Below are 23,118 nucleotides of genomic sequence, written 5' to 3' on the forward strand. Positions count from 1 at the left end.
ATTGCCCCCGTTTCAACGCCGCTCCCAACCCTAAACCCCTGCCTGCAGAACGCCTCTCGGTGACAGAGGTTCCGGGGGTATAGTTAAGACATATCAGCTGCCTCGATGATATAATTGATAAATCTGGTTTAAGGACTCACGGCAATATGAAAGTAAAATATCTGATCTATTTTTTTACCTTTGCCCTGATGTCATCGTTCGCCATATTTATTTCCGATGAGCTGATTGAAGCCCATACCGACTATCGCGACAATCAACTTAACCTGTATAAGGTGAGTCGCGCCAAAGAGATCTCGGAAGCCTTTCAAGCCACCCTGTTGGCGCACCGTTTAAAACGTCTGAGTCTGGTTAATGCGGACATTACCCCGGCGCAATGGCAAGAGGCCGACAGCCTGGCGCGCGAAAAAATTGCCCTGTTCAAGCCGCATATCGACAGCAAGATTTCGCAACAGCTCGGTATACGGCAAAAAATCGCCGCGCTTTCCATGCTCGGCCTGATGGAACAATTGCTGGATAACGATAATCGACAGCTTTCATATGTTACCGATGCCAATGCCAATCTGTTTAATATCAACAGCGCCTACTACATTTCTCAGACCAGCAAAAGCTACTACCGTTATACCTACGATACCCGCATGATCGATGCCGACTCGTTTCTGTTTCTGGAAGCCGTGCGCCTGAATAACCGACTGAATATGTCCCTGACCGAATTAATCGATCAGGTCATTGACGTGAACACCAATCAGTTGGAGCGCAAAGACGCCTATCTGAAAGCCGTACAGCTCACCGGGGTGTTGAATGCACTAAGCACCCGGCTGATCTTTATGAAACTGACCTACAACGATGTACCCACCACCCTGCTGGTGAATGAGATGCTCCGCCAGCTTTCGAAAGGGCAGATCGACCGGATTACCCAAGGGCTGTATACCGCAATCGATAATCATACCCCCTACTCCGCCGATTTTATTTATCAGTACGTCAAAAATCTGAGTGAGCTTTCGCAACGGCTTTATCAACGCAGTTTTGAACTGGAAATCGCCGCATCACAGCATAAGATCTACACCAGCCAGACGGCTATTTATGGCTTGATTTCTCTCGGTGGTCTGATCGTGCTGTTTATTTTCCTGCCGACGCTGGTTTACTGTTCAAATATCAGCCGCTGGCTGACTAAAACGCATAATAATATTTTGCGGTTGTCGCGCGGCAATATGAACATCGACCGCAATGAGGTGTTTTACGGCCAGGAGTTAATCGCCATCAGCGACGCCATTAAACAGCTAAAACAGTATCAATTGGAAAAGGTGACGCTGGAAAATGAAAAACATCTGTTGATCCAAGAGCTGGAAGCCTCTTCGTTTCTTGATCCCCTGACCAATATCTATAACCGCCGCAAGTTCTTCCGTGAATGCGAATCCCTGGCAGCCCGCAGCTACCCGTTGGCCTTCTGTTTGATTGATATCGATAATTTCAAAAAACTGAATGACAGTTACGGGCATGATATCGGCGACCGTGCACTGGTGGCCTTCGGCAAATTGCTGCAGGACGCCTTCCGCTCCAGCGACATTTTTTGCCGCTATGGCGGTGAGGAGTTTGCCGTGATCCTCGGCAACTGCACGCTGGAGAATGCGCGAGAAATTATGTCTAAGCTACGCGAGCGCACCCACCAACTCACCCTAACCCTCGATGACGGGCAAACCGTGCGTTTCACGACCAGTTGCGGTATTGCCCAGGTGAACAGCCTCAGGCTGCTGCCGACGGCGATCAAACAGGCGGATGAAGCGCTCTATTTCTGCAAGAAAAACGGCAAGGACCGGATCAGCATCCACACGCCGACCGGTTTTATCTGAATTGTTGTTTAAAATAATTAACATTATAATTTCTATGACTAATTAGGCTAAGTCATTCACCTTACAGGCTTATCTGACTTTTCTGTCTGGAACCTGAAGGCAAGCCGGCATAAAGGCACGTTTAATCCTCGACCCGCTCCGGCGATTTGTGGTGTGATGCAGCTTCAATAACAGGATAATCCGGGTATACTCGCTCAACTTTTTTATGTCTATCCGGATTTGGACTCGCGCCTGACGAGGATGCAGTAACGCGCTATGACTCAATACGCTTCCCCGATTTTGACATCACTGCTTGATACTGACGCTTACAAGCTTCATATGCAGCAAGCCGTGTTCCATCGCTACCCCGCGATCAGCGTGGCGGCTGAATTTCGCTGTCGCGGTGATGAACTGCTGGGCGAATATGCCGACGAAATCCGTGCGCAAGTCGCTCTGATGAGCCAACTGGCGCTGACCGAGGCTGAGTTTGGCTATCTTTCAGGGTTGCCGTTCTTCCGTCAGGACTACCTGAACTGGTTGCGTGATTTCCGCTATGACCCGCAGCAGGTTCAGATCGACAATAGTGGCGGCAGACTGCATATCCGCATTACCGGCCCGTGGCGCGAAGTGATTTTGTGGGAAGTCCCCCTGCTGGCGGTGATCAGCGAAGTGGTGCACCGTCACCGCTCGCCGCAGATCACGCCGGACATGGCGGTAGCGCATCTGCGCAGCAAACTGGCGCAGTTTAAAGCCGTGAGCGCCGATGTGGATATCTCCCGCTTCAAACTGATGGATTTCGGCACCCGTCGCCGTTTCTCCAAAAGCGTGCAGCAGGCGATCGTCAGCACGCTGAAAAACGAATTCCCCTACCTGGTCGGTACCAGCAATTACGATCTGGCGCATCAACTCGGCCTGACGCCGGTAGGCACCCAGGCGCATGAATGGTTCCAGGCGCATCAACAGATAAGCCCGGTGTTGGCCAACAGTCAACGAGCGGCATTGCAGGCCTGGTTGGACGAGTACCCGGACCAACTCGGCATCGCGTTGACCGACTGCATCGCCATGGATGCCTTCCTGCGTGATTTCGGCCCGCAATTCGCGCCGCGTTATCAGGGGCTGCGCCATGACTCCGGCGACCCGTTTGAATGGGGTGAAAAAGCCATCGCGCATTACCAGAAGCTGGGCATCGATCCGATGAGCAAAACGCTGGTGTTCTCCGACAACCTGGATCTGGACAAGGCGCTGGCGCTTTATCGCCACTTCTATCAACGCATCGACCTGGTGTTCGGCATCGGCACGCGTTTGACCTGCGACATTCCGGGCGTAAAACCGCTGAATATCGTCATCAAACTGGTTGAATGCAAGGGCAAGCCAGTGGCTAAACTGTCCGACAGCCCGGGCAAAACCATCTGTCAGGATCAGGCCTTCGTGAAGGCCTTGCGCAAAGCCTTCGATCTGCCGCTGGTGAAAAAAGCCAGCTAAGCGGCCATGCGTTGCAAACGCTAAAAAGCCGGCTGAAAACTTCAGGCCGGCTTTTTTCTTCTTTAATAAGACGCTTTCCGCTGCCCCCTTTTCGCCCAGCCCCAAGAAATGTTGTTCCAATCCGGCGATTTCTGCTTGTGCTCTGCATCGCGGCAAGTAACATAGCACCATCCCCATATTGTTGGGTTTTAAGCTATTTCCAAATCAAATTATAAAGAGAGAAATTTATGAGCGTAGTGCCTGTAGTCGACGTACTGCAAGGTCGTGCTGCGGTTGACAGTGAAGTCACCGTACGCGGTTGGGTGCGTACCCGGAGAGATTCTAAAGCTGGTATCTCCTTCCTGGCCGTCTATGACGGTTCCTGCTTTGATCCGTTACAGGCCGTCGTTAATAATTCTCTGCCGAATTATCAGGATGAAGTGCTGCATCTGACTACCGGCTGCTCGATTGAAGTCACCGGCAAAGTCGTTGCCTCTCCGGGCGAAGGCCAGAGTTTCGAACTGCAAGCGACCGCCATCAAAGTGGTGGGCTGGGTTGACGATCCGGACACTTATCCGATGGCGGCCAAACGTCACAGCATCGAGTACCTGCGCGAGGTAGCTCACCTGCGTCCACGTACTAACCTGATCGGCGCCGTGGCCCGTGTGCGTCATACGCTGGCGCAGGCGATCCACCGTTTCTACCACGAGAACGGGTTCTTCTGGGTTTCCACCCCGCTGATCACCGCTTCCGATACCGAAGGCGCCGGCGAAATGTTCCGGGTTTCAACGCTGGATCTGGAAAATCTGCCGCGCACCGATAAAGGCGCGGTTGATTTCAGCCAGGACTTTTTCGGCAAAGAAGCTTTCCTGACCGTTTCCGGCCAGTTGAACGGCGAAACTTACGCCTGCGCGTTGTCGAAAGTGTATACCTTCGGCCCCACCTTCCGCGCAGAGAACTCCAACACCAGCCGCCACTTGGCTGAATTTTGGATGATCGAACCGGAAGTGGCGTTTGCCGACCTCGAAGACATCGCCGAACTGGCGGAAAAAATGCTGAAGTATGTGTTCCAGGCCGTGTTGAACGAGCGTATGGATGACATGCAGTTCTTCGCCGAGCGTGTGGACAAAGATGCGATTGAGCGTTTGAAGCGCTTTGTTTCTTCCGATTTCGCCCAGGTGGATTACACCGAAGCGGTGGAAATCCTGATCGCCTCCGGCCAAACCTTCGAAAACCCGGTATCCTGGGGCATCGACCTGTCTTCCGAGCATGAGCGCTATCTGGCCGAGAAACACTTTAAAGCGCCGGTGGTGGTGAAGAACTACCCGAAAGACATTAAAGCTTTCTATATGCGCATGAACGACGACGGCAAAACCGTTGCAGCCATGGACGTGCTGGCCCCAGGCATTGGCGAGATCATCGGCGGTGCCCAGCGTGAGGAACGTCTGGACGTCTTGGATCAGCGCCTGGATGCGATGGGCCTGAATAAAGAAGATTACTGGTGGTATCGTGATCTGCGTCGTTACGGCACCGTTCCTCATGCCGGTTTCGGTTTAGGCTTTGAGCGTTTAATCGCCTATGTGACCGGCGTGCAAAACGTGCGCGATGTCATTCCGTTCCCACGCACTCCGCGTAACGCAAGCTTTTAATTAATCAGTCTAAACATTTCCAAATAATTTAGTTACAAAACCAAGGCCAGCTTTGCTGGCCTTTCGCATTTTCTAATATTGACCCGCGTCACAAAGTTCCCTTAATATTACATTTTGTTACACATACTTTCCTTTTGAAACCTCATTAGTACATTGGTAGCATTTTCGTTCTAGATTAACCCGCCCACGAATGGAACACTGCGTGCAGACACAGGACGACACCAATCTATCTACAATAGTTCCAAAAGAATTATTGGCGGCAGTGGCAAAGGTGTCCGAATAACACCAATGAGGGTAATAATGATGAAGCGCAACATTCTTGCAGTGGTAATCCCGGCTCTGTTAGCTGCTGGTGCAGCAAACGCAGCTGAAATCTACAACAAAGACGGCAACAAGCTGGATCTGTACGGCAAAGTTGACGGTCTGCACTACTTCTCCGACGACAAAGGCAATGACGGCGACCAGACCTATGTTCGTTTCGGCTTCAAAGGTGAAACCCAGATTACTGACCAACTGACCGGTTACGGCCAGTGGGAATACAACGTTCAGGCTAACCACGCTGAATCTCAAGGCACCGAAGGCACCAAGACTCGTCTGGGCTTCGCAGGTCTGAAATTTGCTGACTACGGTTCATTCGACTACGGCCGTAACTACGGCGTACTGTACGACGTGGAAGGCTGGACAGATATGCTGCCAGAGTTCGGCGGCGATACTTACACCTACACCGACAACTTCATGACCGGCCGTACCAACGGCGTTGCTACTTATCGTAACAACAACTTCTTCGGTCTGGTTGACGGTCTGAATTTCGCTGTTCAGTACCAGGGTAAAAACGAAAACGACGGCCGCGCTCTGAAGAAACAAAACGGCGACGGTTGGGGCTTGTCTTCTACTTATGACATCGGCGAAGGCGTAAGCTTCGGTGCTGCATACGCGTCTTCTGACCGTACTGACAAGCAAACCAACAACTCCACTGCTGGCGGCGACAAAGCTGACGCATGGACCGTTGGTGCTAAATACGACGCGAACAACGTCTACCTGGCAACCATGTACTCCGAAACCCGTAACATGACGCCATACGGTGATTTCGATGCCGGTATTGCTAACAAAACACAGAACTTCGAAGTGACTGCACAGTACCAGTTCGACTTCGGCCTGCGTCCAGAAGTGTCTTACCTGCAGTCTAAAGGTAAAAACCTGGCTGGCCGTACCGCACATGGTTCTAGCTTCGGCGGCGGCGATGCCGACCTGGTTAAATATGTTTCTGTTGGTACCACTTACTACTTCAACAAAAACATGTCCACCTATGTTGATTACAAAATCAACCTGCTGGACGACAACGAGTTCACTAAAGCCACTGGCACCGCTACCGATGATATCGTAGGTGTTGGTCTGGTTTACCAGTTCTAAGTTGTCATACTTAACGGCGGTTCACCGCCGTATGAGCTAAAAACAGGGCTTCGGCCCTGTTTTTGTTTTTGTGCCGCGAGTAACTTTTTATTCTGCCAACGCCCCCTTCTCCCTCATTTTTTATGCTGAACCTGCCCCCTTCACAAGATCGATGTGTTTTTCTCGCAAACGGTTGGCAAAGCGCATAACTGGCGCTACCCTGATGCCTCTGTCTGCTTAACTCCGAGCCATGGAAGCACCTGACATGTTTGAAAAAATCACTGCTGCACCCGCCGACCCAATCCTGGGTCTGACCGACATTTTCCGCGCGGACGCCCGCCCTAATAAGATCAACTTAGGGATTGGTGTTTACAAAGATGAAACCGGCAAAACCCCGGTACTGACCAGCGTGAAAAAAGCTGAGCAATATCTGCTGGAAAATGAAACCACCAAAAACTATCTCGGCATTGAAGGCATCCCGGCATTCGCCACCTGCACGCAAGAGCTGCTGTTTGGCAAACAAAGCCCAATCATCGCCGACAAGCGTGCACGCACTGCGCAAACGCCCGGTGGTACCGGCGGCCTGCGTGTGGCAGCAGACTTTATCGCCAACCAGACCACCGCAAAACGCATCTGGATCAGCAACCCAAGCTGGCCGAACCACAAAAACGTGTTCAGCGCCGTTGGTCTGGAAGTCCTGGAATACGCCTACTACGATGCCGCCAACCATTCGCTGGATTTCGATGGCCTGCTGAACAGCCTGAAACAGGCTCAGGCCGGCGATGTGGTGCTGTTCCACGGCTGCTGCCATAACCCGACCGGCATCGACCCTACCGCCGAGCAGTGGGCCCAATTGGCTGAGCTGTCCGTCGCCAACGGCTGGTTGCCATTGTTCGACTTCGCCTACCAGGGCTTTGCGAAGGGATTGGAAGAAGATGCACAGGGCCTGCGTATTTTCGCCGCCAAGCATCAGGAACTGATCGTCGCCAGTTCGTACTCGAAGAACTTCGGCCTGTACAATGAACGCGTCGGTGCCTGCACGATCGTAGCCGCCGATGCGGAAACCGCAGATCGCGCGTTCAGCCAGGTGAAAGCCGCTATTCGTGCCAACTACTCCAACCCACCGTCGCACGGCGCCGCCGTCGTGGCGACCATCCTGGGCGACGATGCACTGCGTGCCTTGTGGGAACAGGAACTGACCGATATGCGTCAGCGTATCCATCGCATGCGTCAGTTGTTCGTCAATACGCTGCAAGAGAAAGGCGCAGAACAGGACTTCAGCTTTATCATCAACCAGAACGGTATGTTCTCGTTCAGCGGGTTGAGTAAAGAGCAGGTGCTGCGCCTGCGCGAAGAGTTTGGCGTTTATGCCGTCAACTCCGGTCGCGTTAACGTTGCGGGCATGACGCCGGACAATATGGCGCCGCTGTGCGAGGCCATCGTCGCCGTGCTGTAACCCATTGCAATGCAAATAGCAAAAGGGGCGCTCAAAGCGCCCCTTAGTTATTTCTGCCGGGAAATAACCTTACCAGATAGCCGGCTCTTCACGCAGGAACGGGTTAGTTTCACGCTCTTGGCCAAAAGTGGACATTGGCCCATGACCTGGGATAAACGCCATGTCATCGCCCTGCGGCAACAGCTTGGTACGAATAGAGTTAATCAGCGCCTGATGATCGCCACGCGGGAAATCGCTGCGCCCGACACCGCCGTTAAACAGCACGTCGCCCACCAACGCCAGCCGCGCCTTTTCATTAATAAAGACGATATGGCCAGGGGTATGGCCAGGGCAATGCAACACGTTGAACGTCATCTCGCCCACCTGCACCTTGTCGCCTTCTTGCAGCCATTGGGTCGGCATCAGCGGCGCACACTCTTCCAGCCCAAACATCCGGCTCTGTGCCGGCAGACCGTCCAGCCAGAAAGCGTCTTCCTTATCCGGGCCGTAAATCGGCACCTGATAATGCTCAGCCAGTTCCGCCGCGGCACCTACGTGATCGAGATGGCCGTGCGTCAGCAGGATCTGCGTGATCGTCACGCCCTGCTTCGCCACTTCGGCCTTCAATTTTTCTGCCTCGCCGCCGGGATCGACCAATGCCGCCTGCTGCGTGCTCTCACACCAGATCAGGCTACAATTTTGACTGAAGGCGGTAACGGGAATAATTTGGTATTTCATAAGGCTCCAACGACAACAGCGCCACACCCTCGCGGGCTGGCGCTATTCACTATGGTGCACAGCGACTACCAGGTCCGCACCGGGCCGGTATCGATGTGTACAAAGTTGCTACGTGGGTAATATCCTACACCACCACCGCGCATTTTTAACGCCGCTTTACGGATATTACTCAATTGGATGCCTTCGATATGGAAGTCCATCGCCTGACCTTTGGTGTGATAGCTGTGCTTGGCCACACCGCGGCTGCGCTCACGCAGCTCATTGTTGGTATCCAGGGAGCGGTAACCTGAAACCAACTGCACCGGCTTGTTGGTACCCAACAGACCTTGCAGACGGTAGAGCTGATCAAACAGGCGGGGATCGATCGGCTTAATCTTGTTGGCGCGATAATCACGGAAAAGATGATTAAGACGAACCAGCTCGTCTTTATTATACCCCTTCCCGTCAAAGAATTCGGCCTTCAACGTTTCGCCCGTATGCATGTTATTTACGACCAGAATGCGTGGGCGTGAAGTAGAAAGACTGGCAAAAGCCTGCCCTGGAAGCAGGGCTATACCCATGGCGGCGCTACCTAACGCCAGCCATTTGCGGCGATGATGATCAATTTTGTCCATGTTTCTGTTAAACCCGGCAAGAATATCAAAATATATGCACAAAACAGCGCACTGCCCGAACCATAACCGCCCACACAGCCTGAGTCAACCCGTGATGTCCCGCGGTTTGCAGGCCCCCACTGAATGAGTGCCTGCATCATGATCCGATATTCAGACCGTTATTTATTTATAATTACTGCATTTATTGCATTAATTTTTCGGCCTGAGCCAAAATTTGTGCACCCGATCTCACCGTATCATCGTAATTGTAAATATCTGTACGAAATTGTGGCTTTCCATCATCAGAAACCCAGGCGGTTAAATAATACAATTTAACCGGAATATGCTGACGTATATTTACGTAGGTGGTATTTCCCCCTTTAAGGGTGGAGGAAACGCGGGTATTGTTCCAGCCGGCATCTTGCAGCAGCATATTAGCCAAATCAGATGCCTTGTTAACGCGCACGCAGCCGGAACTCAGGGCACGAATATCTTTCTGGAACAGATTGTGGTTCGGCGTATCGTGCAGATAGATAGCATCCGAGCTCGGCATGTTGAATTTGAAACGCCCCAGCGAGTTGGTGGCGCCCGGTGCCTGACGAATGCGGTATGGGAAATTACGCGCAGACACCATGTTCCAGTCAATCATCGCCGGGTTGATGACTTCAGCGTCATTGCTCCAGCCGGAAAGCACGGTATAGCCGTGTTTCTGGAAATAGCTGCCGTCACGCATTGCCTTTGGCACAATATCTTCGCGTACCAGCGTAGTCGGCACATTCCACGGCGGGTTGACCACGACGTTGTTCAGCGCACTGTTCATCAGCGGCGTCTTGCGGCTAGGCCGACCGACGATAACCCGTGAGGAAAGCACTTCATTGCCGTTCTGGTAGTAAGTCAGCGAGTAATTGGGAATGTTAACCATGATCCCGGTGTCGACGTAGCCAGGGAGGATGCGCAAACGCTGGATATTCAATGCCAACAGCGAAGCGCGCGTTTGCGGCGACACGTTGAGCCATTCGCGGGTACGGGCGCCAATCACGCCGTCAGCGGTCAAACCTTGCCATTTCTGGAAGCGTTTAACGCCTTCGACCAGATCGGGGGTATAAGCGTTATCAGTGACGGTCACCGGGCCGGCTGGCTGCTGGGCGAATGGCGATTCCGGCGATGCGGCAAGATCTTTTACCGGTGCGGCAGACGGGCTGATAACCACACTTTTGCTTTCGCGGCTTTTCTCTTCATCGACTGACAAGCCGCCATCGTCCGGTTCATTGCGCGAACCGGTCAGTACCGCAGGCGGCTCCTGCGTTTGCACCGACGCGGCGGTCAGCATGCCATTGCGCGCCAGGATCTCACGCAGGGCGGCAATGTCGCTGCTCAGTTGATCCGGGCGCAAGCTCGGACCGTTAGCCATCTGCGGCCATGGACGGTTATCGGCCAGCATGTCGCGCAGCGCCTGATGCATCTTGGCGTATTGCGGGTGCTGCGGCGCCAGCTTGGTGACATAAGCCAACGTCTTGCCCTGACGCACCGCCAGTTGCCATTGATTAATCACCGCATTAGGCGGCAGGCCGAGCTTGTAGGGAATATTGCTATACAACCAGCTGTTACCGTTGGCGCCGATGGCTGAAACGAACTGCAAATACCCCAGCATAGCATCAGACAGGACAACGTCGCGCGCCACGCCGGTAATCGCCGGATCGGTCAGCAGCTTCACCCATTGGGTAAACTGCGGCTGCACGCCGGACATGGCCAGTTCGGCCAACTGCTGCTGGAACTGCTGAACCGCCTCGCGATCCTGCCACATCAGTTGCATCCGGTTAGCGGCGTACAAAGGAGCCAGCGTTGAAAGATAGTGCGGTGTCATTCCTTTCGGCAATGCCGCCAATAATTCCGAACGGCTTTGCGCAACTGACATGCCGGATGACGCTACCGGAAACGCAGGCACGGTTGCCCATGCGGGTAACGACGACGCAAGTCCAGATGCGATTGCGCAGCTCAGCGCCAGACGCCGTAAAGTGTTTCCATTTTTAAGCAACATCCATTGCCCCCTGTATGCTCACAAAAAATACATCAAAAACCGCTTGTTAATTTCAGTATACGAACAGAAAGGCCATTTTGCCCTTGGACGCCGCTAATAACTGTTATTTCATTAAGCTACCCGGTTTTTAGCGGATAAAAAAGCAGGACTATCATCCATGCACACAAAAAAATAGCCACCCCAGGGCGGCTATTTTCAGATTATTAGCGGACTTTTTTGCGTTTTACGGCGTTTCTACCGCAGCAGTGCCCGGTGCAGGCAGCTCATTGGCGAAACCGCGCAGCCCCACTACGTGCACGTGCTCATGGTTCTGGAACACCTTACGCACCAGCTTATAAGTGGTGCCTTTTTCCGGGCTGATGTTTTCCGGCGCAGCGATAATCAGCTGCATTTCCAGACGATCGCACAGCTCGAACAGCGTTGCGATGGACTTGGCGTCCAGTCGCGCCGCTTCATCGAGGAACAGCAAGCGGCAAGGTGAGATATCCTTGCCACGCAGACGGCGTGATTCCTCTTCCCAGCTCTGCACCACCATCACCAGAATCGACATCCCGGTCCCTATCGCTTCCCCGGTAGACAACGCGCCGCTCTCGGCACGCAGCCAACCGTCAGAGCCGCGGAACACTTCCACTTCCAGCTCCAGATAGTTACGGTAATCCAGCAGCTCTTCACCGATAGTCTGCGGCGTGCGTTGCCCCATATCAATCTGCGGGTTCAGGCGCTGATACAGCTTGGCCAAGGCTTCAGAGAAGGTCAGACGGTTGCTGTTGAACAGATCCTGATGCTGCTCCCTCTGTTCGGCCAGCACGTCCAGCAGCGTCGCATGCGCTTCGCGCACGTTGACGTTCAGCCGCACGCTTTTCACCTGGCCGAAAGACACCGCCTGCAGACCCTGGTTGAGCATGCGGATGCGGTTCTGTTCACGCTGGATGGTTTTGCGGATGATATTCGCCACACTCTTGGAACTGATCGCCAGCTTCTGCTCACGCGCGGTCAGTTCTTCGGTCAGGCGACCCAGCTCGATTTCCATCTGTTCGATGGCCTCAACCGGGTCATCGGTACGAATGATATCCTGGCGGATACGCTCGCGCAGATGCTGATACACCGCGATATAGAACTGAATCTTGCGTTCCGGGCGTTTTGGATCTTCCGACAAGCGCAGAACGTCGCGCAGATGTTCGTTATCCGACACCGCCAGACGCAACGCACCAAGCGCCTTATCCGACATCGAGCGCAGCTCGTCACCGTCCATATAAGCCAGTTCGCGACGGTGCAGACGGCGTTCAACGCCGTTGTCTTTCACCATGCGCATAACCGCACACCAACCCGCCTTGGCGGTCACCACCTGCTCACGCAGTTGGTAATAGTCGCGCTCCAGCTTGCGCAGTTTCTTCTGCAGGCTGTCCATTTCCGCTTCGCAGAAGGTCAGCTGTTTTTCCAACTGATTACGGCGCGCACGGTTGGTACTCAGCGCCGCATGCAACTCGTCACGACGCGCTCGTGCACGCGCTTCGGCGTTGGCATCCGCCTGCACGCCAATGTCCACCAGTTCCTGGCTCAGTTCTTTCAGCATGTCGCGCTTCGCGTCATACGAACTTTTCAGCGATGCCAGTACCTGGCTGTACTGGGTAAATTGGGTTTGATACTGACGCAGTTGCTCACGGGCGCGGGTACGTTCCGCTTCCGCATGCTCCAGACGCTGGCGCAGCTTGTCGTTAAGATCGTTGTTGGCGTTCTGCATGCCGGCGGAGTCGGTATAACCAAAGTGCGCACGACGCTGCACCACTTCGATCAGAGCAAACGCCTGCTGCTTGGCCTGGCGCTGTACGCCCTGCGCCTGGGTGTAATCCTGCTGCAGCTGTTCATGCTGCTGCGGATCGCTTTGCAACACCGACAGCAAGGGTTCCAGCTTGGTCAGGGAAACGCCGTGTTGCTGAATATGGCGCGCGGCATCCTGCGCCTCTTCCAGCTCTTCGCGGATCTCTTCCACCCGGTCCTGCAAGGTTTCGTCATTCAGCAGTGACACCAATGGCATCAGCCGGTTGAGCGCCGAAATGCCCTCTTTCGCCTGATCGTACTGCTGCCGCTGCTGCTGGTTTTGCGCTTCATGGTTGTTCAGCGCACGCTCGATTTCACCGCGACGGGAATTGAGGCCACGGATTTCCGCTTCCGGGTCGGCGTCAAACGCCACCGCCAGATGGGAGCCGATAAAGCGACTGAAAGCCTGATGCGAACGCTGGGTCTTTTGCACGTCGAATGACAGCGTCGCGTAGCGCTCAGCCAGCGTTTCGCGCTCGGCATGCAGCACTTCCAGACGGTTTTCACGCGCGGCGCGGCCAAACAGCGGCACTTCCGGGTAACGCGAATAACGCCACTGACGATCGGCAGTTTTCACCAACACCGCCCTGTCCTGCTCTTCGACGGCGAACACGCTGTCATCGAAAGACTGCGGATCCCCTTCGATCAGATAGAGATCTTCCGGGCAATCTTCGAGACCTTCCAGCATCTCGCGCACCAGCGACAGATCCGGCACCACGATCGCGTGGCGCGATGGGCCGTACAGCGCCGAGAAGTAAGGCGCATCGTCGATGGTGACATCGTCGTAGATTTCAGAGAGCAGCACGCCGCCAAAACGTTCGGCCAGGGTCACCAAACGTTGATCTTCGGCACCGCCAGGCTGGCTAAGGCGTTCGATTTGCGCTTCAACTTCACGCTTGCGGGCAGCCACTTCGTCGCGCTCAACGGTGGTTTCACGTTCACGCTCCAGCAGTTGCTGCATGAACTCGGTCACCTGCTGGCTGCTTTCCAGTTCTTCACCGCTCTGCTCGCTAAGCTGACTCAGGGAATCCTGAGCCGCCAACCAGACAGGCGCACGTGCGGTCAGCTCGCGAATGCGCTGCTGGATCTGCTCCAGTTCCTGACGCATTTCCATTCGGCGCTCGCCAGCGTCGCTGACGCTCTGCGACAGCGATTCCAGACGCTCTTCCAACTCTTGCAGCAACGCATCGAGATCGTCCGGCTGGTACTCCTGACCGTGGCGCTTGCAGAACTCCTGCAGCAGACGCTCGGCATCTTGTTGGGAGCGCAAACGCTGTTCCAGTTCACTCAGGCGCATGCGCAGCGGCTGCACGCGTTCGGCAAGGTGCTGCTGCGAAGGCCAATCGCGCAACAATTCGCGCGCGCATTGCCAGGCTTCACTGCGGCTGACCTGGCCGGCGATTTTGCCCACCAGCTGATAAGCTTGTTCAAACTGACCGTGCGCGGCGTCGGCCACGCTCAGTTTCTGCTCGAGCATCAACAACGCTTCCGTCGCTTCCTGCTCACGCGCCTGGAAAGTATCCAGCCACTGTTCGGCATTTTCAGCGGTCAGTTCTGGCAGTTGGCACAGCGAGCGAGCCCGTTCCAAGGCCTGCAACGCCTGCTGATACTGAATGGCGCGGGTCTGCTGCACGTCGAGCGCCTGCTGGTAATCGGCGAGCTGGCTTTTCAGTTCATCCACTTCCAGTTCGGCCGCCTCGGCGCGCGCTTCGTTTTCGGCCTGCTGCTCACTGGCCTCGGCAACCACTTCGTTCTGTTCTTCCAGGCGGTAGGTCAGCTCTTCCAGATCGCCTTCATAACGCTCGATCTTTTCCTGCTGACGCATCGCCGTTTGCACCAGATTCAGGTGATCGCTGGCGGCCTGGTAGTCGGTTTCCAAATCGGATTCCGCACCGCTCTGCTCTGCCAATTCACGCGCCATTTCCACGTGGCGATACTGCTCGGCGGCCAGTTGTTTACGGCTGCCCAGCAGATCGCTGCGCAGCGCCAGCGCGCCGTCCAGATGAATGCGCCGTTCGTTGGCATGGCGCATGTAGTCTGCCGCCACGTAGGACGTGGCTTCGGAAATCAGGTGCTTGAACAGGTCACGGTCCGACTGAGTGACGCGGATCGCTTCCAGCGTCATGCGGTTTTCACGCAGTGCCGCTTCCATATCCTGGAACGCCTTGCGCACGCCGCTGTTTTCCGGCAACAGATAATCGCGCAGCGATCGGGTGATGGCGCTGGAAATCCCACCGTACAGCGAGGCTTCGATCAGGCGGTAAAACTTGCTGCGATCGGCGGACGAACGCAGGCGTTTCGGCAGCACGCCCAGATCGAACATTAAAGCGTGGTAATCGGTGATGGAGTTGAACTGCTTGAACTGCACGCCTTCCATCTCTTCGACGCGCTCTTTCAGTTCCTGCAGCGTCAGTACGCGCGCCTGGCGCTCGCCTACCGTTTGGGTCAGCAGTTCAGTAGGCTGCACCGCTGTCGGTAGCCCCTGAATGGTGAACGGCTTGATGTCCACCTTACGGTCGCGACCGGCTACCTGCTGCAAACGCACGCCAACCACCACGCGCTGATGGCGCGAGTTGATCACGTCGAGAGTCGAGTAGCAGACCCCGGCGCGCAGCTTGCCGTGCAAGCCTTTGTCGCGTGAACCGCTGGTGGCGCCGGCTTCGGTGGTATTACGAAAGTGCAGCAGCGTCAAATCGGGGATTAGCGCGGTGACGAAAGCCGCCATAGTGGTGGATTTCCCGGCCCCGTTACCGCCGGACAGCGTGGTCACCAGCTCATCCAGATCAAAGGTACGAGCAAAGAAGCCGTTCCAGTTAACCAGCGTCAGCGAGCGAAATTTACCGCGTTCAATCATTCCTGTTCATCCTCTGCACTGTCCGGAGTGTTATCAACCTGCTGGTCTTCAGTTTCGCTCTCGTCGTTCAGCGACAGACTGTTTTCGACCGGCATCGCCTCACCGTCACGAATCATGCGCAGTTGCGCTTCACGCGGATCGTCACCGCTGCGCACGTCGGCGCCAAAGCGGAACACGGCTTCGGTGATGCGGAACTTGCTGCTGTCATTGCCCATGAAATAGACCATGCCCAGACGACGCAGACGGTTCAGCGAGGTACGCACTTTTTCGTGCAGTTTCTGACGATCGAGATCCGAGCCAGTGGAGCGCTGGTTAACGAACTTCAGCAATTTGGTCTCATCCGCCAGGCTCAGCAGCTCGTCGTACAGCTCCTGATGGCTGAAAATCCCCTCATGCGCCAGACGCTCTGGGCTGAGATAGAGATAGCACAGGATTTTCCCTACCATCATGTCCAGCTCGGACAACACCGAACGCGGGATCAGGGTAGTGGAACGCGGGCGCAGGTAGAAAAAGCCTTCCGGCGCGCGGATCAGTTCCACGTTGTAGCGGGTGTAAAACTCTTCCAGTTCGTCCTGAAAATCCATTAAGAAGGCATGGTTATCCAGCTCATCGATACCGATGTGACGACCTGCACGCAGTTGGCTGTCGAGCGCCGGGAACAGCGCGTTAGACAATGCCTTGGCCAGCTTGACTGGCATTACTTGTTCAATATTTGTCGATGACATGGGCCTGGACCTTGGCTCCGTAATCATTGATTGCCTGCCATTGCGCCGGCAACCCTGAAAAATCTGCTTCAGCCACACCAAGGCGCACAGCCTGGTCGACCACTAAACGTGCTACGTCGAAATGACGAGCACGCGGATATTGCGCCAGATAATCGCGCATTACCGCCCCTAAATTGAGCGGTATCTGTTGTTCCTGATAAATCTTCAGCGCCTGTTCGATCATTGCCGCCAGTTGTTCGCGGATCTCGCTGAACTCTTCGAACTCCAGATCCGGCGGCAGTTCCCCGGTCACTTCCTCGCTGCGCAGCGCCAGTTCTTCGTCACGCATATCCAGCAGACGATCGGCGTTGGCATGGGTCAGCGTCCATGGGTTGTCAAAATAGTTTTGCACCGACTGGCGCAAACGCTGAGCGAACACACGGTTCTTATCCATGTCGATCGCGGTACGGATAAATTTATGCACATGGCGGTCGTAACCGATCCACAGGTCAATCGCCTGTTGGCCCCAGCTGATAATGCGGTCGAGCTTGCTTTGCAGATCGAACACCAGTTTGTCGACGAAACCCAGTTCCATCCCGCCCAGCGTCGCATCCTGAATGCGCAACAGGTTGGCCTGTAGCTTGTCGCCCGCCGCCTCCAGCGTATCTTGCAGCTCGCGCAGCGTGCCGGAAGTTTCGGACAACAGCATCTCACAGCTGGAGATCGCCGCGCGCCAATCCTGATTCAGCAGTGCGGCGATATCTTCCTTCACGCCCTGCTGTTGCTCATCCATCAGCCGTTGGGTCATGTCGATACTGTCGAAGATTTCCGCCACCGAATATTTCAGCGGTGCAAACACGTTGCGGTGCCAATGGAAATCATCTCCGCCCTCTTCGGCGGCGTCGGCGGCGCGCTTTAGCTCTTCCGCCACGATCGACAGCTGCATCGACAGGCGCAGCGTAGAGAATTCGCGCTGACGGATATAGTAATCGGTGATACCGATGCCCAACGGGGTCAGACGGTAAATCGCATTGCCGTCTGCCAGTTCGCTGGTAAAGCGGTTTAACAGGCGCTGGCGCACCATGTCGTTAATCGCATTGTTGGCGCGGACCGCCACCGTTTCATGCGTCTGTTCGAAACCCTTGCTGACATGGCGAAATGCATCAACCAGCTCACCTTCGCTCATCTCGCCGTCCAGTCGCTCGCCGTTAAGGGTGGCGATAGCAAGCAAAAACGCGAGACGCTCCGTAGGGAGCGAAATAGAGAAATCATTTTTCCGTGCCCAGGCGACCAGTTCGGGTACTGTCTGGGAAAATTCACTCATAGTTCGTCCTTCAGGTTTGGTTTATGCGCCATGACGTGAATATAGCGCCCCAAACTCACGTACGGCTCCTGCCGGCAATAGTGCTGTTCAAGCGCCAGTAACTCTTCAAATTTTTGCGTCTGTAGCTGCCTGCTCTGCAGATAATCGTGGAACACCCGCACGCCGGTTTTCCCGCTGATGCGCATGCCCATTTGCTCCAGCCAGCCATAAACCTGCGGCGGGTTGTGCGGATATTGCGGCGACAAAGAGCGCTTTCTGCGCCTTCTGACCTCTGGATTCACCAGTTGGAAATTACCCAACACCACGTTGCGCATCAAGAGGCCGTTGGCATTAAAGAACATCAATGACAGTGCGCCGCCGGGTAGCAGGCAGTTGAACAATGCCTGCAACGCCGCCTCAGGTTCAGCAATCCATTCAAGCACCGCATGGAACAATATCAGATCAACCGGCTGTTCCAAGTGCTGACCAATATCCTGCGCTGAACTTTGTATGAATTGCATGTTCTGGCTCACACCTTTCTGTTCGGCCAGTTGTGCAGCGCGTTGGATCATCTCACCAGAAAGATCGCACAACAACACCTGATGTCCTAATTCTGCCAGTTGGCAGGCCATGTGGCCTTCGCCGCCGCCGGCATCCAGAATGCGCAGCGGCCGCTGCGGCAACTGGGCCAGCAGCGTGGTCAGGTCCTGCCAGACTACCGCCTGACGGATCTTCCCTTTGGTGGTGCCGTAAATATTACGCGCAAACTTTTCAGCAATATCGTCAAAATTGCGATCCTGCATGGACAACGGCTCCGCTGATCTTATCCTGATGGGGGCAAAGCGCCAGCCCATTCAAACCTGCTATTTTGGCACAGACTGGCTTAGAATGAATCTTCTTGCGGCCTGATTGTGCCCGGATGTCGTTTTTTCGCCCAAAAGGACCTGATTTTTGATGCTGTTCAACCTGAAAAAGTTCATTGGCGCCATTTTAATGCCATTACCTGCGCTGCTGCTGTTGATGGGGCTGGCGCTGTTGCTGCTATGGTTCACCCGCTGGCAAAAAAGCGGCAAAGTAATTTTATCACTGAGCTGGCTGTTTTTACTGCTTTTCAGCCTGCAGCCGGTGGCCGACCGGCTGTTGCGACCGATAGAATCTGAATATGTAACCTATCGTGGCAATGACCAGGTGAATTATATCGTGGTGCTGGGTGGCGGCTATACCTTTAACCCGGATTGGGCTCCCAGCTCCAACCTGATAGGTAACAGCCTGCCACGAGTGACGGAGGGCGTGCGCTTATATCTCGCGCATCCGGGCAGCAAGATGGTGTTCACCGGTGCCGGCGGCGCCAATACCTTGAGCAACGCGGCAACTGCGGCGCGGGTAGCGGAAAGCCTGGGAGTGCCGCGTAGCGATATGGTGTTGTTGGATCGCCCGATGGATACCGAGCAAGAGGCGTTACAGGTGTCGAAGCTGGTCGGCCAGCAACCGTTTATACTGGTGACCTCAGCCAACCATTTGCCGCGGGCGATGCGCTTTTTTGAAGCCAAGGGGCTGCACCCTATTCCGGCGCCGGCCAATCAGTTGGCCATCAGCTCCAGGTTAAATATTTGGGATCGCGTAGTCCCCTCAGCCATGTTCCTTGGCCACAGCGAACGTGCCTGGTATGAAACCTTGGGCAGCCTGTGGCAATCGCTCAAAGGGGCCGATGAGGCCTCTACCGACTAGCCGGCAAGCCAGGGCAGCAGCTGTTTCGACGCATGGTCAAACAGCTGCCTATCCAGCTTGCCGGTGTGAATTAACCGCCCTGCCGCTTCCCATACGCCATACAGCCAACGTCGCACCAGGAACGACTCCGATACCGGTGCCCGCTGCAAATAATAAAACATCAGTTGGCTGGGCATCCCGGCCTCGCACAGCCTGAACAGCTCATATTCACGCGGTGCCCACAGCATCATCCCAGGGTTGAGCATCGCCAGCAGTTGGTCGCTTTTGGCATCTTTCAGCATGCTGCGCAATGACAGGTTGCCGTGCACCAGCACACAAGGATCGTCGAAACCGACAAAAAAATGGGTCAGCGCCTCCCGCGTGCGATACAACAAGCGGCGATCGGCCATCGTCAACTGCGGCGAGTTGAGATTCCCGAGCGTCGACCACAACACCTCGACCCGCTGCTGATACCAACAAAACCAGTCGTTTTCCTGCGTGCTGTCAACCGTGCCGACGCAGCCGTGGCTGTCGATACGGTGCCAGGCCAATACGCCATCGACGATCTGTTCCATCAGCATATTCCAGCGGTCCGGCGTTCGCGTCGGCGCCTCCACCGACACGCCCCGCAAACGCTCGATCAACAGGATCTCTTTATAGGGAGCCTGATGGGTATAGACCACGCCATACACCGTCGGCAGGCGGATATCCCCTTCACGCGCCAGCATCGACAGCTTATAGGCTTCCTGCTGGGCGATCCCCTGGCAGACAAAGCTTTTTGCCATCAGCGGGATAGCGTGGCCCTGTTGATCGTACAGTGAATACATGTGTGCATAAGGCTGTTCGCTAACGCGTTCCAGCCGGCTGATAGATTCGCCCAGCACAATGCTCAGTTCGGCGCGTAACTGCTCCATAAGGAAATAACCTCAAGAGATAAGGAGGAGACGCTGACATCATCGAACGGTAAGCAAAAAAAAGCTTCAACGCAGATCAACAAAATGGGGATAAAAGGTGGGAAATTGTACTGCCGGCACGCCAGTTGACATGCCGGCGTTTAATGCTCAGCCTTTGATGCTGTCGCGCACACGCTGCAGATCTTCCGGCGTATCGACACCCACGGTCGGAATGGCTTTAGCGACTGCCACGTGGATTTTTTCACCGTACCACAGCACCCGCAGTTGCTCCAGCAGCTCAATTTGCTCCAGTTGGCTTGGCGCCCAACTGACATAACGGCGTACAAAACCGGCACGATAGGCGTAAATGCCGATGTGGCGCAGCAGGCTGTCACCGATACTTTCTTTGGATTGAGCAAAACGTTCCCGATCCCAGGGAATAGTCGCGCGTGAAAAATAGAGCGCATAACCCTGTGCATCCATCACTACTTTGACGGCATTGGGGTTAAAGGCTTCTTCCGCGCTGTCGATCGGTACCGCAAGAGTGGCCATACCGGCCTGGCTGGCTGCCAGATTTTCTGCCACCTGGCGTACGATCACCGGCGGGATCATCGGTTCGTCACCCTGCACGTTAACGATGATTTCGTCATCGGCAAAACCATAATGCTCGATCACTTCCGCCAGGCGTTCGGTGCCGGAATGGTGATGCGGGCTGGTCATGCACACTTCACCACCGGCGGCTTTGACCGCTTTGGCCACTTCGGGGTGATCGGTCGCTACGATAACGCGGCTGGCGCCGGACTCACGTGCACGTTCCATTACGTGCACCACCATTGGCTTACCGTGAATATCGGCCAACGGCTTGCCCGGCAAACGGGTTGATGCGTAACGGGCTGGAATAATAGCGATAAAACTCATGCGTGTTTCTCATCCAATGACAGCGAACGCGCTTCGTTTTCCAGCAGTACGGGAATGCCATCACGCAGCGGATAGGCAAGGCCGTCCACTTTGCAGACCAGTTCCTGGTTTTCTTTATTGAAATAGAGCTTACCGTTGCAAACCGGGCAGGCAACGATTTCGAGTAAACGGTGGTCCATGCTTCCTCCTGAGTGGAGATCTAAAGTGCGTGAGAATAGCATAACGCTATGTGCCAGGTTAATCACCGCTGTTTTACCGCTGCCTTTTAATCTGACGCGGGGGATTGAATTGACTGCGATGCAGGCGTAAAATTTTGTGATGCAAGTCACAAAAAAAGACATTTTCCATGATCAAACGTATTCACAAAATCATCGCCCTGTTTGCCAATTTCAGCAACTAAGGCATAGATCTGATTGTAACGGGCGGCGCTGAAAATTCGTTTTACCCACGCTAACAACGCCGCTCGTTATTCCACTTCCCACCCTTCACCCCATTCGACGGCCAACTGTGCCGGAATATCCCCCAGCGTCACCTGTTTGGCCCCGTGCCATTTTGCACTGCGCGTAATTGCCTGCCGAAGATCCTGTGCACGTTGTTTGCCAAACCGAACTTTGGCCTGCGGGTGGAAACTGATAATTTCGAAAATGCCCTGTCGCCGATGCATTTTGGCATCAATGCGGCCAATCAACTCGCCCCGTTGCAACACCGGCAGGGTAAAGTAACCGTACTGTCGCTTTTCCTTCGGCGTATAACACTCCAGCCGGTAATCAAAATCGAACAGCTCCAGCGCACGTCGGCGATCCCAAACCACAGGGTCAAACGGAGAAAGCAAGGTGGTCACACTGGATTTTAGCGCCCCCTGCTCTGCCAACTGCAGTTCTTGCACCAGTGAATGATGCACGTAAAAATCGCCGTCCAGCCCATCAACGACCACCGGCATTATTTCGCCCCGTTGCTGTAGCGATGCCAGCAGTACTTTCGGCGTAACCCGCTTCAGACGGTAGTAATCCGCCAACCATTCAGCCCTGAAAATCCCCAGGTAACGGCAAGCCCTGCCAAGCATTTCCTGCTGCGCATGGTCCGCAGGTAACGCATGACGCTCATCATCCCAGTGCGGCAGTAACCTTTCTGTCAGATCGTAAACACGATGAAAATTACGCCGTTCGGCCACCATCAATTTACCGGCAGTGAACAAGATTTCGAGGTGGCGCTTTTCTGGCTTCCAGTCCCACCAACCGCTATTCCCTCTTTTTTCGGCATTAAAATCTGCCGAACGCACCGGCCCGCTGGCTTCGATATGCAACAGCAGATCGTCCATTGCCCCCTGATGCTTTTTCACCCACTCTTCAGAATATTTCCAGCCCATACCCTGCGGTTGCAGCATGCGATGGCGCAACAGACCAAAATCTTCAATGGGTAAAAAACAGGCTTCGTGCGCCCAATATTCGAACAGCTGGCGACTGGCCAGCGCCTGTTCCAGCCATTCCGGCTGATAATCGCCCAGGCGGCTGAACAACACCAGATAGGGGCTGCGTGCGACAACGCTGATGGTATCTATTTGCAGTAATCCCATACGTTGAATGGCGGTAACCACATCGTCGGGTTTGGCTTTGCGTTTAATCGGGGATAATAGCCCTTGTGCGGCAAGATGAAGCGCGCGGGCGGCGGCAAGAGAAATAACCGGGGTAAGCATCCTGACATCCAAAGTCGTTAAGCGATTGCTCGATAATAGTGGATATCAGAAGATTTTTCTTCGCCAGTGCTTGGGGTGGCGGCACCGGCACTGGCGAGG

At 54.8% G+C, this 23,118-nt stretch carries 18 protein-coding genes; 7 read left to right on the forward strand and 11 right to left on the reverse strand.

The window, feature by feature from the left end; genetic code table 11:
• The first annotated feature begins 146 nt into the window (after positions 1 to 146).
• The 5 genes from ACUTSW_RS07265 to ACUTSW_RS07285 all read left to right on the forward strand — a co-directional run bounded on the left by ACUTSW_RS07265 (position 147) and on the right by ACUTSW_RS07285 (position 7,781).
• Positions 147 to 1,847, forward strand: a complete 1,701-nt coding sequence (locus ACUTSW_RS07265; protein ID WP_445584042.1) for a GGDEF domain-containing protein — start codon at positions 147 to 149, stop codon at positions 1,845 to 1,847.
• A gap of 255 nt (positions 1,848 to 2,102) precedes the next feature.
• Complete coding sequence (gene pncB / locus ACUTSW_RS07270; RefSeq protein WP_445584043.1) at positions 2,103 to 3,308, forward strand: nicotinate phosphoribosyltransferase; 1,206 nt, start codon at positions 2,103 to 2,105, stop codon at positions 3,306 to 3,308.
• A 227-nt stretch (positions 3,309 to 3,535) separates the two neighbouring features.
• Positions 3,536 to 4,936 (forward strand): asparagine--tRNA ligase, encoded by a 1,401-nt coding sequence (asnS, locus tag ACUTSW_RS07275; RefSeq protein ID WP_006324570.1) that lies wholly within the window; start codon positions 3,536 to 3,538, stop codon positions 4,934 to 4,936.
• A gap of 300 nt (positions 4,937 to 5,236) precedes the next feature.
• A complete protein-coding gene (gene ompC / locus ACUTSW_RS07280; protein WP_073440383.1) occupies positions 5,237 to 6,346 on the forward strand; it encodes a porin OmpC in 1,110 nt (369 codons plus the stop codon).
• Between the two features lie 244 nt (positions 6,347 to 6,590).
• The gene (locus tag ACUTSW_RS07285; protein ID WP_063199410.1) at positions 6,591 to 7,781 is read left to right on the forward strand and encodes an amino acid aminotransferase; all 1,191 of its coding nucleotides are present in this window, start codon (positions 6,591 to 6,593) and stop codon (positions 7,779 to 7,781) included.
• 69 nt (positions 7,782 to 7,850) lie between these two features.
• Here the strand turns inward: ACUTSW_RS07285 and ACUTSW_RS07290 are convergent, their stop codons facing one another.
• The 3 genes from ACUTSW_RS07290 to ldtD all read right to left on the reverse strand — a co-directional run bounded on the left by ACUTSW_RS07290 (position 7,851) and on the right by ldtD (position 11,006).
• Positions 7,851 to 8,498 carry an MBL fold metallo-hydrolase gene (locus ACUTSW_RS07290; RefSeq protein ID WP_445584044.1) on the reverse strand — a complete coding sequence of 216 codons (648 nt, stop codon included), beginning with the start codon at positions 8,496 to 8,498 and terminating at the stop codon, positions 7,851 to 7,853.
• Between the two features lie 65 nt (positions 8,499 to 8,563).
• Positions 8,564 to 9,112, reverse strand: coding sequence for a YcbK family protein (locus ACUTSW_RS07295; RefSeq protein ID WP_004942701.1), 549 nt, complete (start codon positions 9,110 to 9,112; stop codon positions 8,564 to 8,566).
• Positions 9,113 to 9,293: 181 nt separating this feature from the next.
• Positions 9,294 to 11,006 (reverse strand): L,D-transpeptidase, encoded by a 1,713-nt coding sequence (ldtD, locus tag ACUTSW_RS07300; RefSeq protein WP_006324567.1) that lies wholly within the window; start codon positions 11,004 to 11,006, stop codon positions 9,294 to 9,296.
• Between ldtD and ACUTSW_RS07305 the strand changes: the two genes are divergently transcribed.
• Positions 11,005 to 11,226: a hypothetical protein gene (locus ACUTSW_RS07305; protein ID WP_006324566.1), complete on the forward strand. Its 222-nt coding sequence runs from the start codon at positions 11,005 to 11,007 to the stop codon at positions 11,224 to 11,226. The genes ldtD and ACUTSW_RS07305 overlap by 2 nt on opposite strands.
• Before the next feature lie 126 nt (positions 11,227 to 11,352).
• Here ACUTSW_RS07305 and mukB read toward each other — a convergent pair whose 3' ends face one another.
• Genes mukB through cmoM form a run of 4 tightly spaced genes read right to left on the reverse strand, consistent with a single transcriptional unit; the run spans position 11,353 to position 18,611 of the window.
• Positions 11,353 to 15,801: a chromosome partition protein MukB gene (gene mukB / locus ACUTSW_RS07310; RefSeq protein WP_445584045.1), complete on the reverse strand. Its 4,449-nt coding sequence runs from the start codon at positions 15,799 to 15,801 to the stop codon at positions 11,353 to 11,355.
• Positions 15,798 to 16,526 (reverse strand): chromosome partition protein MukE, encoded by a 729-nt coding sequence (gene mukE, locus ACUTSW_RS07315; RefSeq protein ID WP_020438800.1) that lies wholly within the window; start codon positions 16,524 to 16,526, stop codon positions 15,798 to 15,800. Before mukE ends, mukB begins: the two co-directional genes overlap by 4 nt.
• A complete protein-coding gene (mukF, locus tag ACUTSW_RS07320) occupies positions 16,507 to 17,829 on the reverse strand; it encodes a chromosome partition protein MukF (RefSeq protein ID WP_004942690.1) in 1,323 nt (440 codons plus the stop codon). The genes mukE and mukF overlap by 20 nt, the downstream gene beginning before the upstream one ends.
• On the reverse strand, positions 17,826 to 18,611 hold the full coding sequence (gene cmoM / locus ACUTSW_RS07325) for a tRNA uridine 5-oxyacetic acid(34) methyltransferase CmoM (RefSeq protein ID WP_063199419.1): 786 nt from the start codon (positions 18,609 to 18,611) through the stop codon (positions 17,826 to 17,828). The genes mukF and cmoM overlap by 4 nt, the downstream gene beginning before the upstream one ends.
• A gap of 151 nt (positions 18,612 to 18,762) precedes the next feature.
• On the opposite strand from cmoM, the gene elyC reads away from it, so the two are divergent.
• Entirely contained in the window at positions 18,763 to 19,536 is a 774-nt protein-coding gene (gene elyC, locus ACUTSW_RS07330; protein ID WP_062870391.1) for an envelope biogenesis factor ElyC, read from the forward strand.
• Here elyC and ACUTSW_RS07335 read toward each other — a convergent pair.
• The 4 genes from ACUTSW_RS07335 to ACUTSW_RS07350 all read right to left on the reverse strand — a co-directional run bounded on the left by ACUTSW_RS07335 (position 19,533) and on the right by ACUTSW_RS07350 (position 23,019).
• Positions 19,533 to 20,429 carry a YcbJ family phosphotransferase gene (locus ACUTSW_RS07335; protein ID WP_004942685.1) on the reverse strand — a complete coding sequence of 299 codons (897 nt, stop codon included), beginning with the start codon at positions 20,427 to 20,429 and terminating at the stop codon, positions 19,533 to 19,535. The two genes, elyC and ACUTSW_RS07335, sit on opposite strands and share 4 nt — an antisense overlap.
• A gap of 147 nt (positions 20,430 to 20,576) precedes the next feature.
• Positions 20,577 to 21,326: a 3-deoxy-manno-octulosonate cytidylyltransferase gene (gene kdsB, locus ACUTSW_RS07340; protein WP_434462767.1), complete on the reverse strand. Its 750-nt coding sequence runs from the start codon at positions 21,324 to 21,326 to the stop codon at positions 20,577 to 20,579.
• Positions 21,323 to 21,505, reverse strand: coding sequence for a Trm112 family protein (locus ACUTSW_RS07345; protein WP_004942667.1), 183 nt, complete (start codon positions 21,503 to 21,505; stop codon positions 21,323 to 21,325). Before ACUTSW_RS07345 ends, kdsB begins: the two co-directional genes overlap by 4 nt.
• A gap of 287 nt (positions 21,506 to 21,792) precedes the next feature.
• The gene (locus tag ACUTSW_RS07350; protein WP_445584046.1) at positions 21,793 to 23,019 is read right to left on the reverse strand and encodes a winged helix-turn-helix domain-containing protein; all 1,227 of its coding nucleotides are present in this window, start codon (positions 23,017 to 23,019) and stop codon (positions 21,793 to 21,795) included.
• Between the last annotated feature and the right edge of the window lie 99 nt (positions 23,020 to 23,118).

Source organism: Serratia sp. TSA_198.1 (assembly GCF_052686505.1).

Excerpts from the sequence above, each read along its gene's own strand:
- ACUTSW_RS07265 (WP_445584042.1), top strand. The coding sequence starts at position 147 with ATGAAAGTAAAATATCTGATCTATTTTTTTACCTTTGCCCTGATGTCA.
- pncB (WP_445584043.1), top strand. The coding sequence starts at position 2,103 with ATGACTCAATACGCTTCCCCGATTTTGACATCACTGCTTGATACTGAC.
- asnS (WP_006324570.1), top strand. The coding sequence starts at position 3,536 with ATGAGCGTAGTGCCTGTAGTCGACGTACTGCAAGGTCGTGCTGCGGTT.
- ompC (WP_073440383.1), top strand. The coding sequence starts at position 5,237 with ATGATGAAGCGCAACATTCTTGCAGTGGTAATCCCGGCTCTGTTAGCT.
- ACUTSW_RS07285 (WP_063199410.1), top strand. The coding sequence starts at position 6,591 with ATGTTTGAAAAAATCACTGCTGCACCCGCCGACCCAATCCTGGGTCTG.
- ACUTSW_RS07290 (WP_445584044.1), bottom strand. The coding sequence starts at position 8,498 with ATGAAATACCAAATTATTCCCGTTACCGCCTTCAGTCAAAATTGTAGC.
- ACUTSW_RS07295 (WP_004942701.1), bottom strand. The coding sequence starts at position 9,112 with ATGGACAAAATTGATCATCATCGCCGCAAATGGCTGGCGTTAGGTAGC.
- ACUTSW_RS07305 (WP_006324566.1), top strand. The coding sequence starts at position 11,005 with ATGCCGGATGACGCTACCGGAAACGCAGGCACGGTTGCCCATGCGGGT.
- ldtD (WP_006324567.1), bottom strand. The coding sequence starts at position 11,006 with ATGTCAGTTGCGCAAAGCCGTTCGGAATTATTGGCGGCATTGCCGAAA.
- mukB (WP_445584045.1), bottom strand. The coding sequence starts at position 15,801 with ATGATTGAACGCGGTAAATTTCGCTCGCTGACGCTGGTTAACTGGAAC.
- mukE (WP_020438800.1), bottom strand. The coding sequence starts at position 16,526 with ATGTCATCGACAAATATTGAACAAGTAATGCCAGTCAAGCTGGCCAAG.
- mukF (WP_004942690.1), bottom strand. The coding sequence starts at position 17,829 with ATGAGTGAATTTTCCCAGACAGTACCCGAACTGGTCGCCTGGGCACGG.
- cmoM (WP_063199419.1), bottom strand. The coding sequence starts at position 18,611 with ATGCAGGATCGCAATTTTGACGATATTGCTGAAAAGTTTGCGCGTAAT.
- elyC (WP_062870391.1), top strand. The coding sequence starts at position 18,763 with ATGCTGTTCAACCTGAAAAAGTTCATTGGCGCCATTTTAATGCCATTA.
- ACUTSW_RS07335 (WP_004942685.1), bottom strand. The coding sequence starts at position 20,429 with ATGGAGCAGTTACGCGCCGAACTGAGCATTGTGCTGGGCGAATCTATC.
- kdsB (WP_434462767.1), bottom strand. The coding sequence starts at position 21,326 with ATGAGTTTTATCGCTATTATTCCAGCCCGTTACGCATCAACCCGTTTG.
- ACUTSW_RS07345 (WP_004942667.1), bottom strand. The coding sequence starts at position 21,505 with ATGGACCACCGTTTACTCGAAATCGTTGCCTGCCCGGTTTGCAACGGT.
- ACUTSW_RS07350 (WP_445584046.1), bottom strand. The coding sequence starts at position 23,019 with ATGCTTACCCCGGTTATTTCTCTTGCCGCCGCCCGCGCGCTTCATCTT.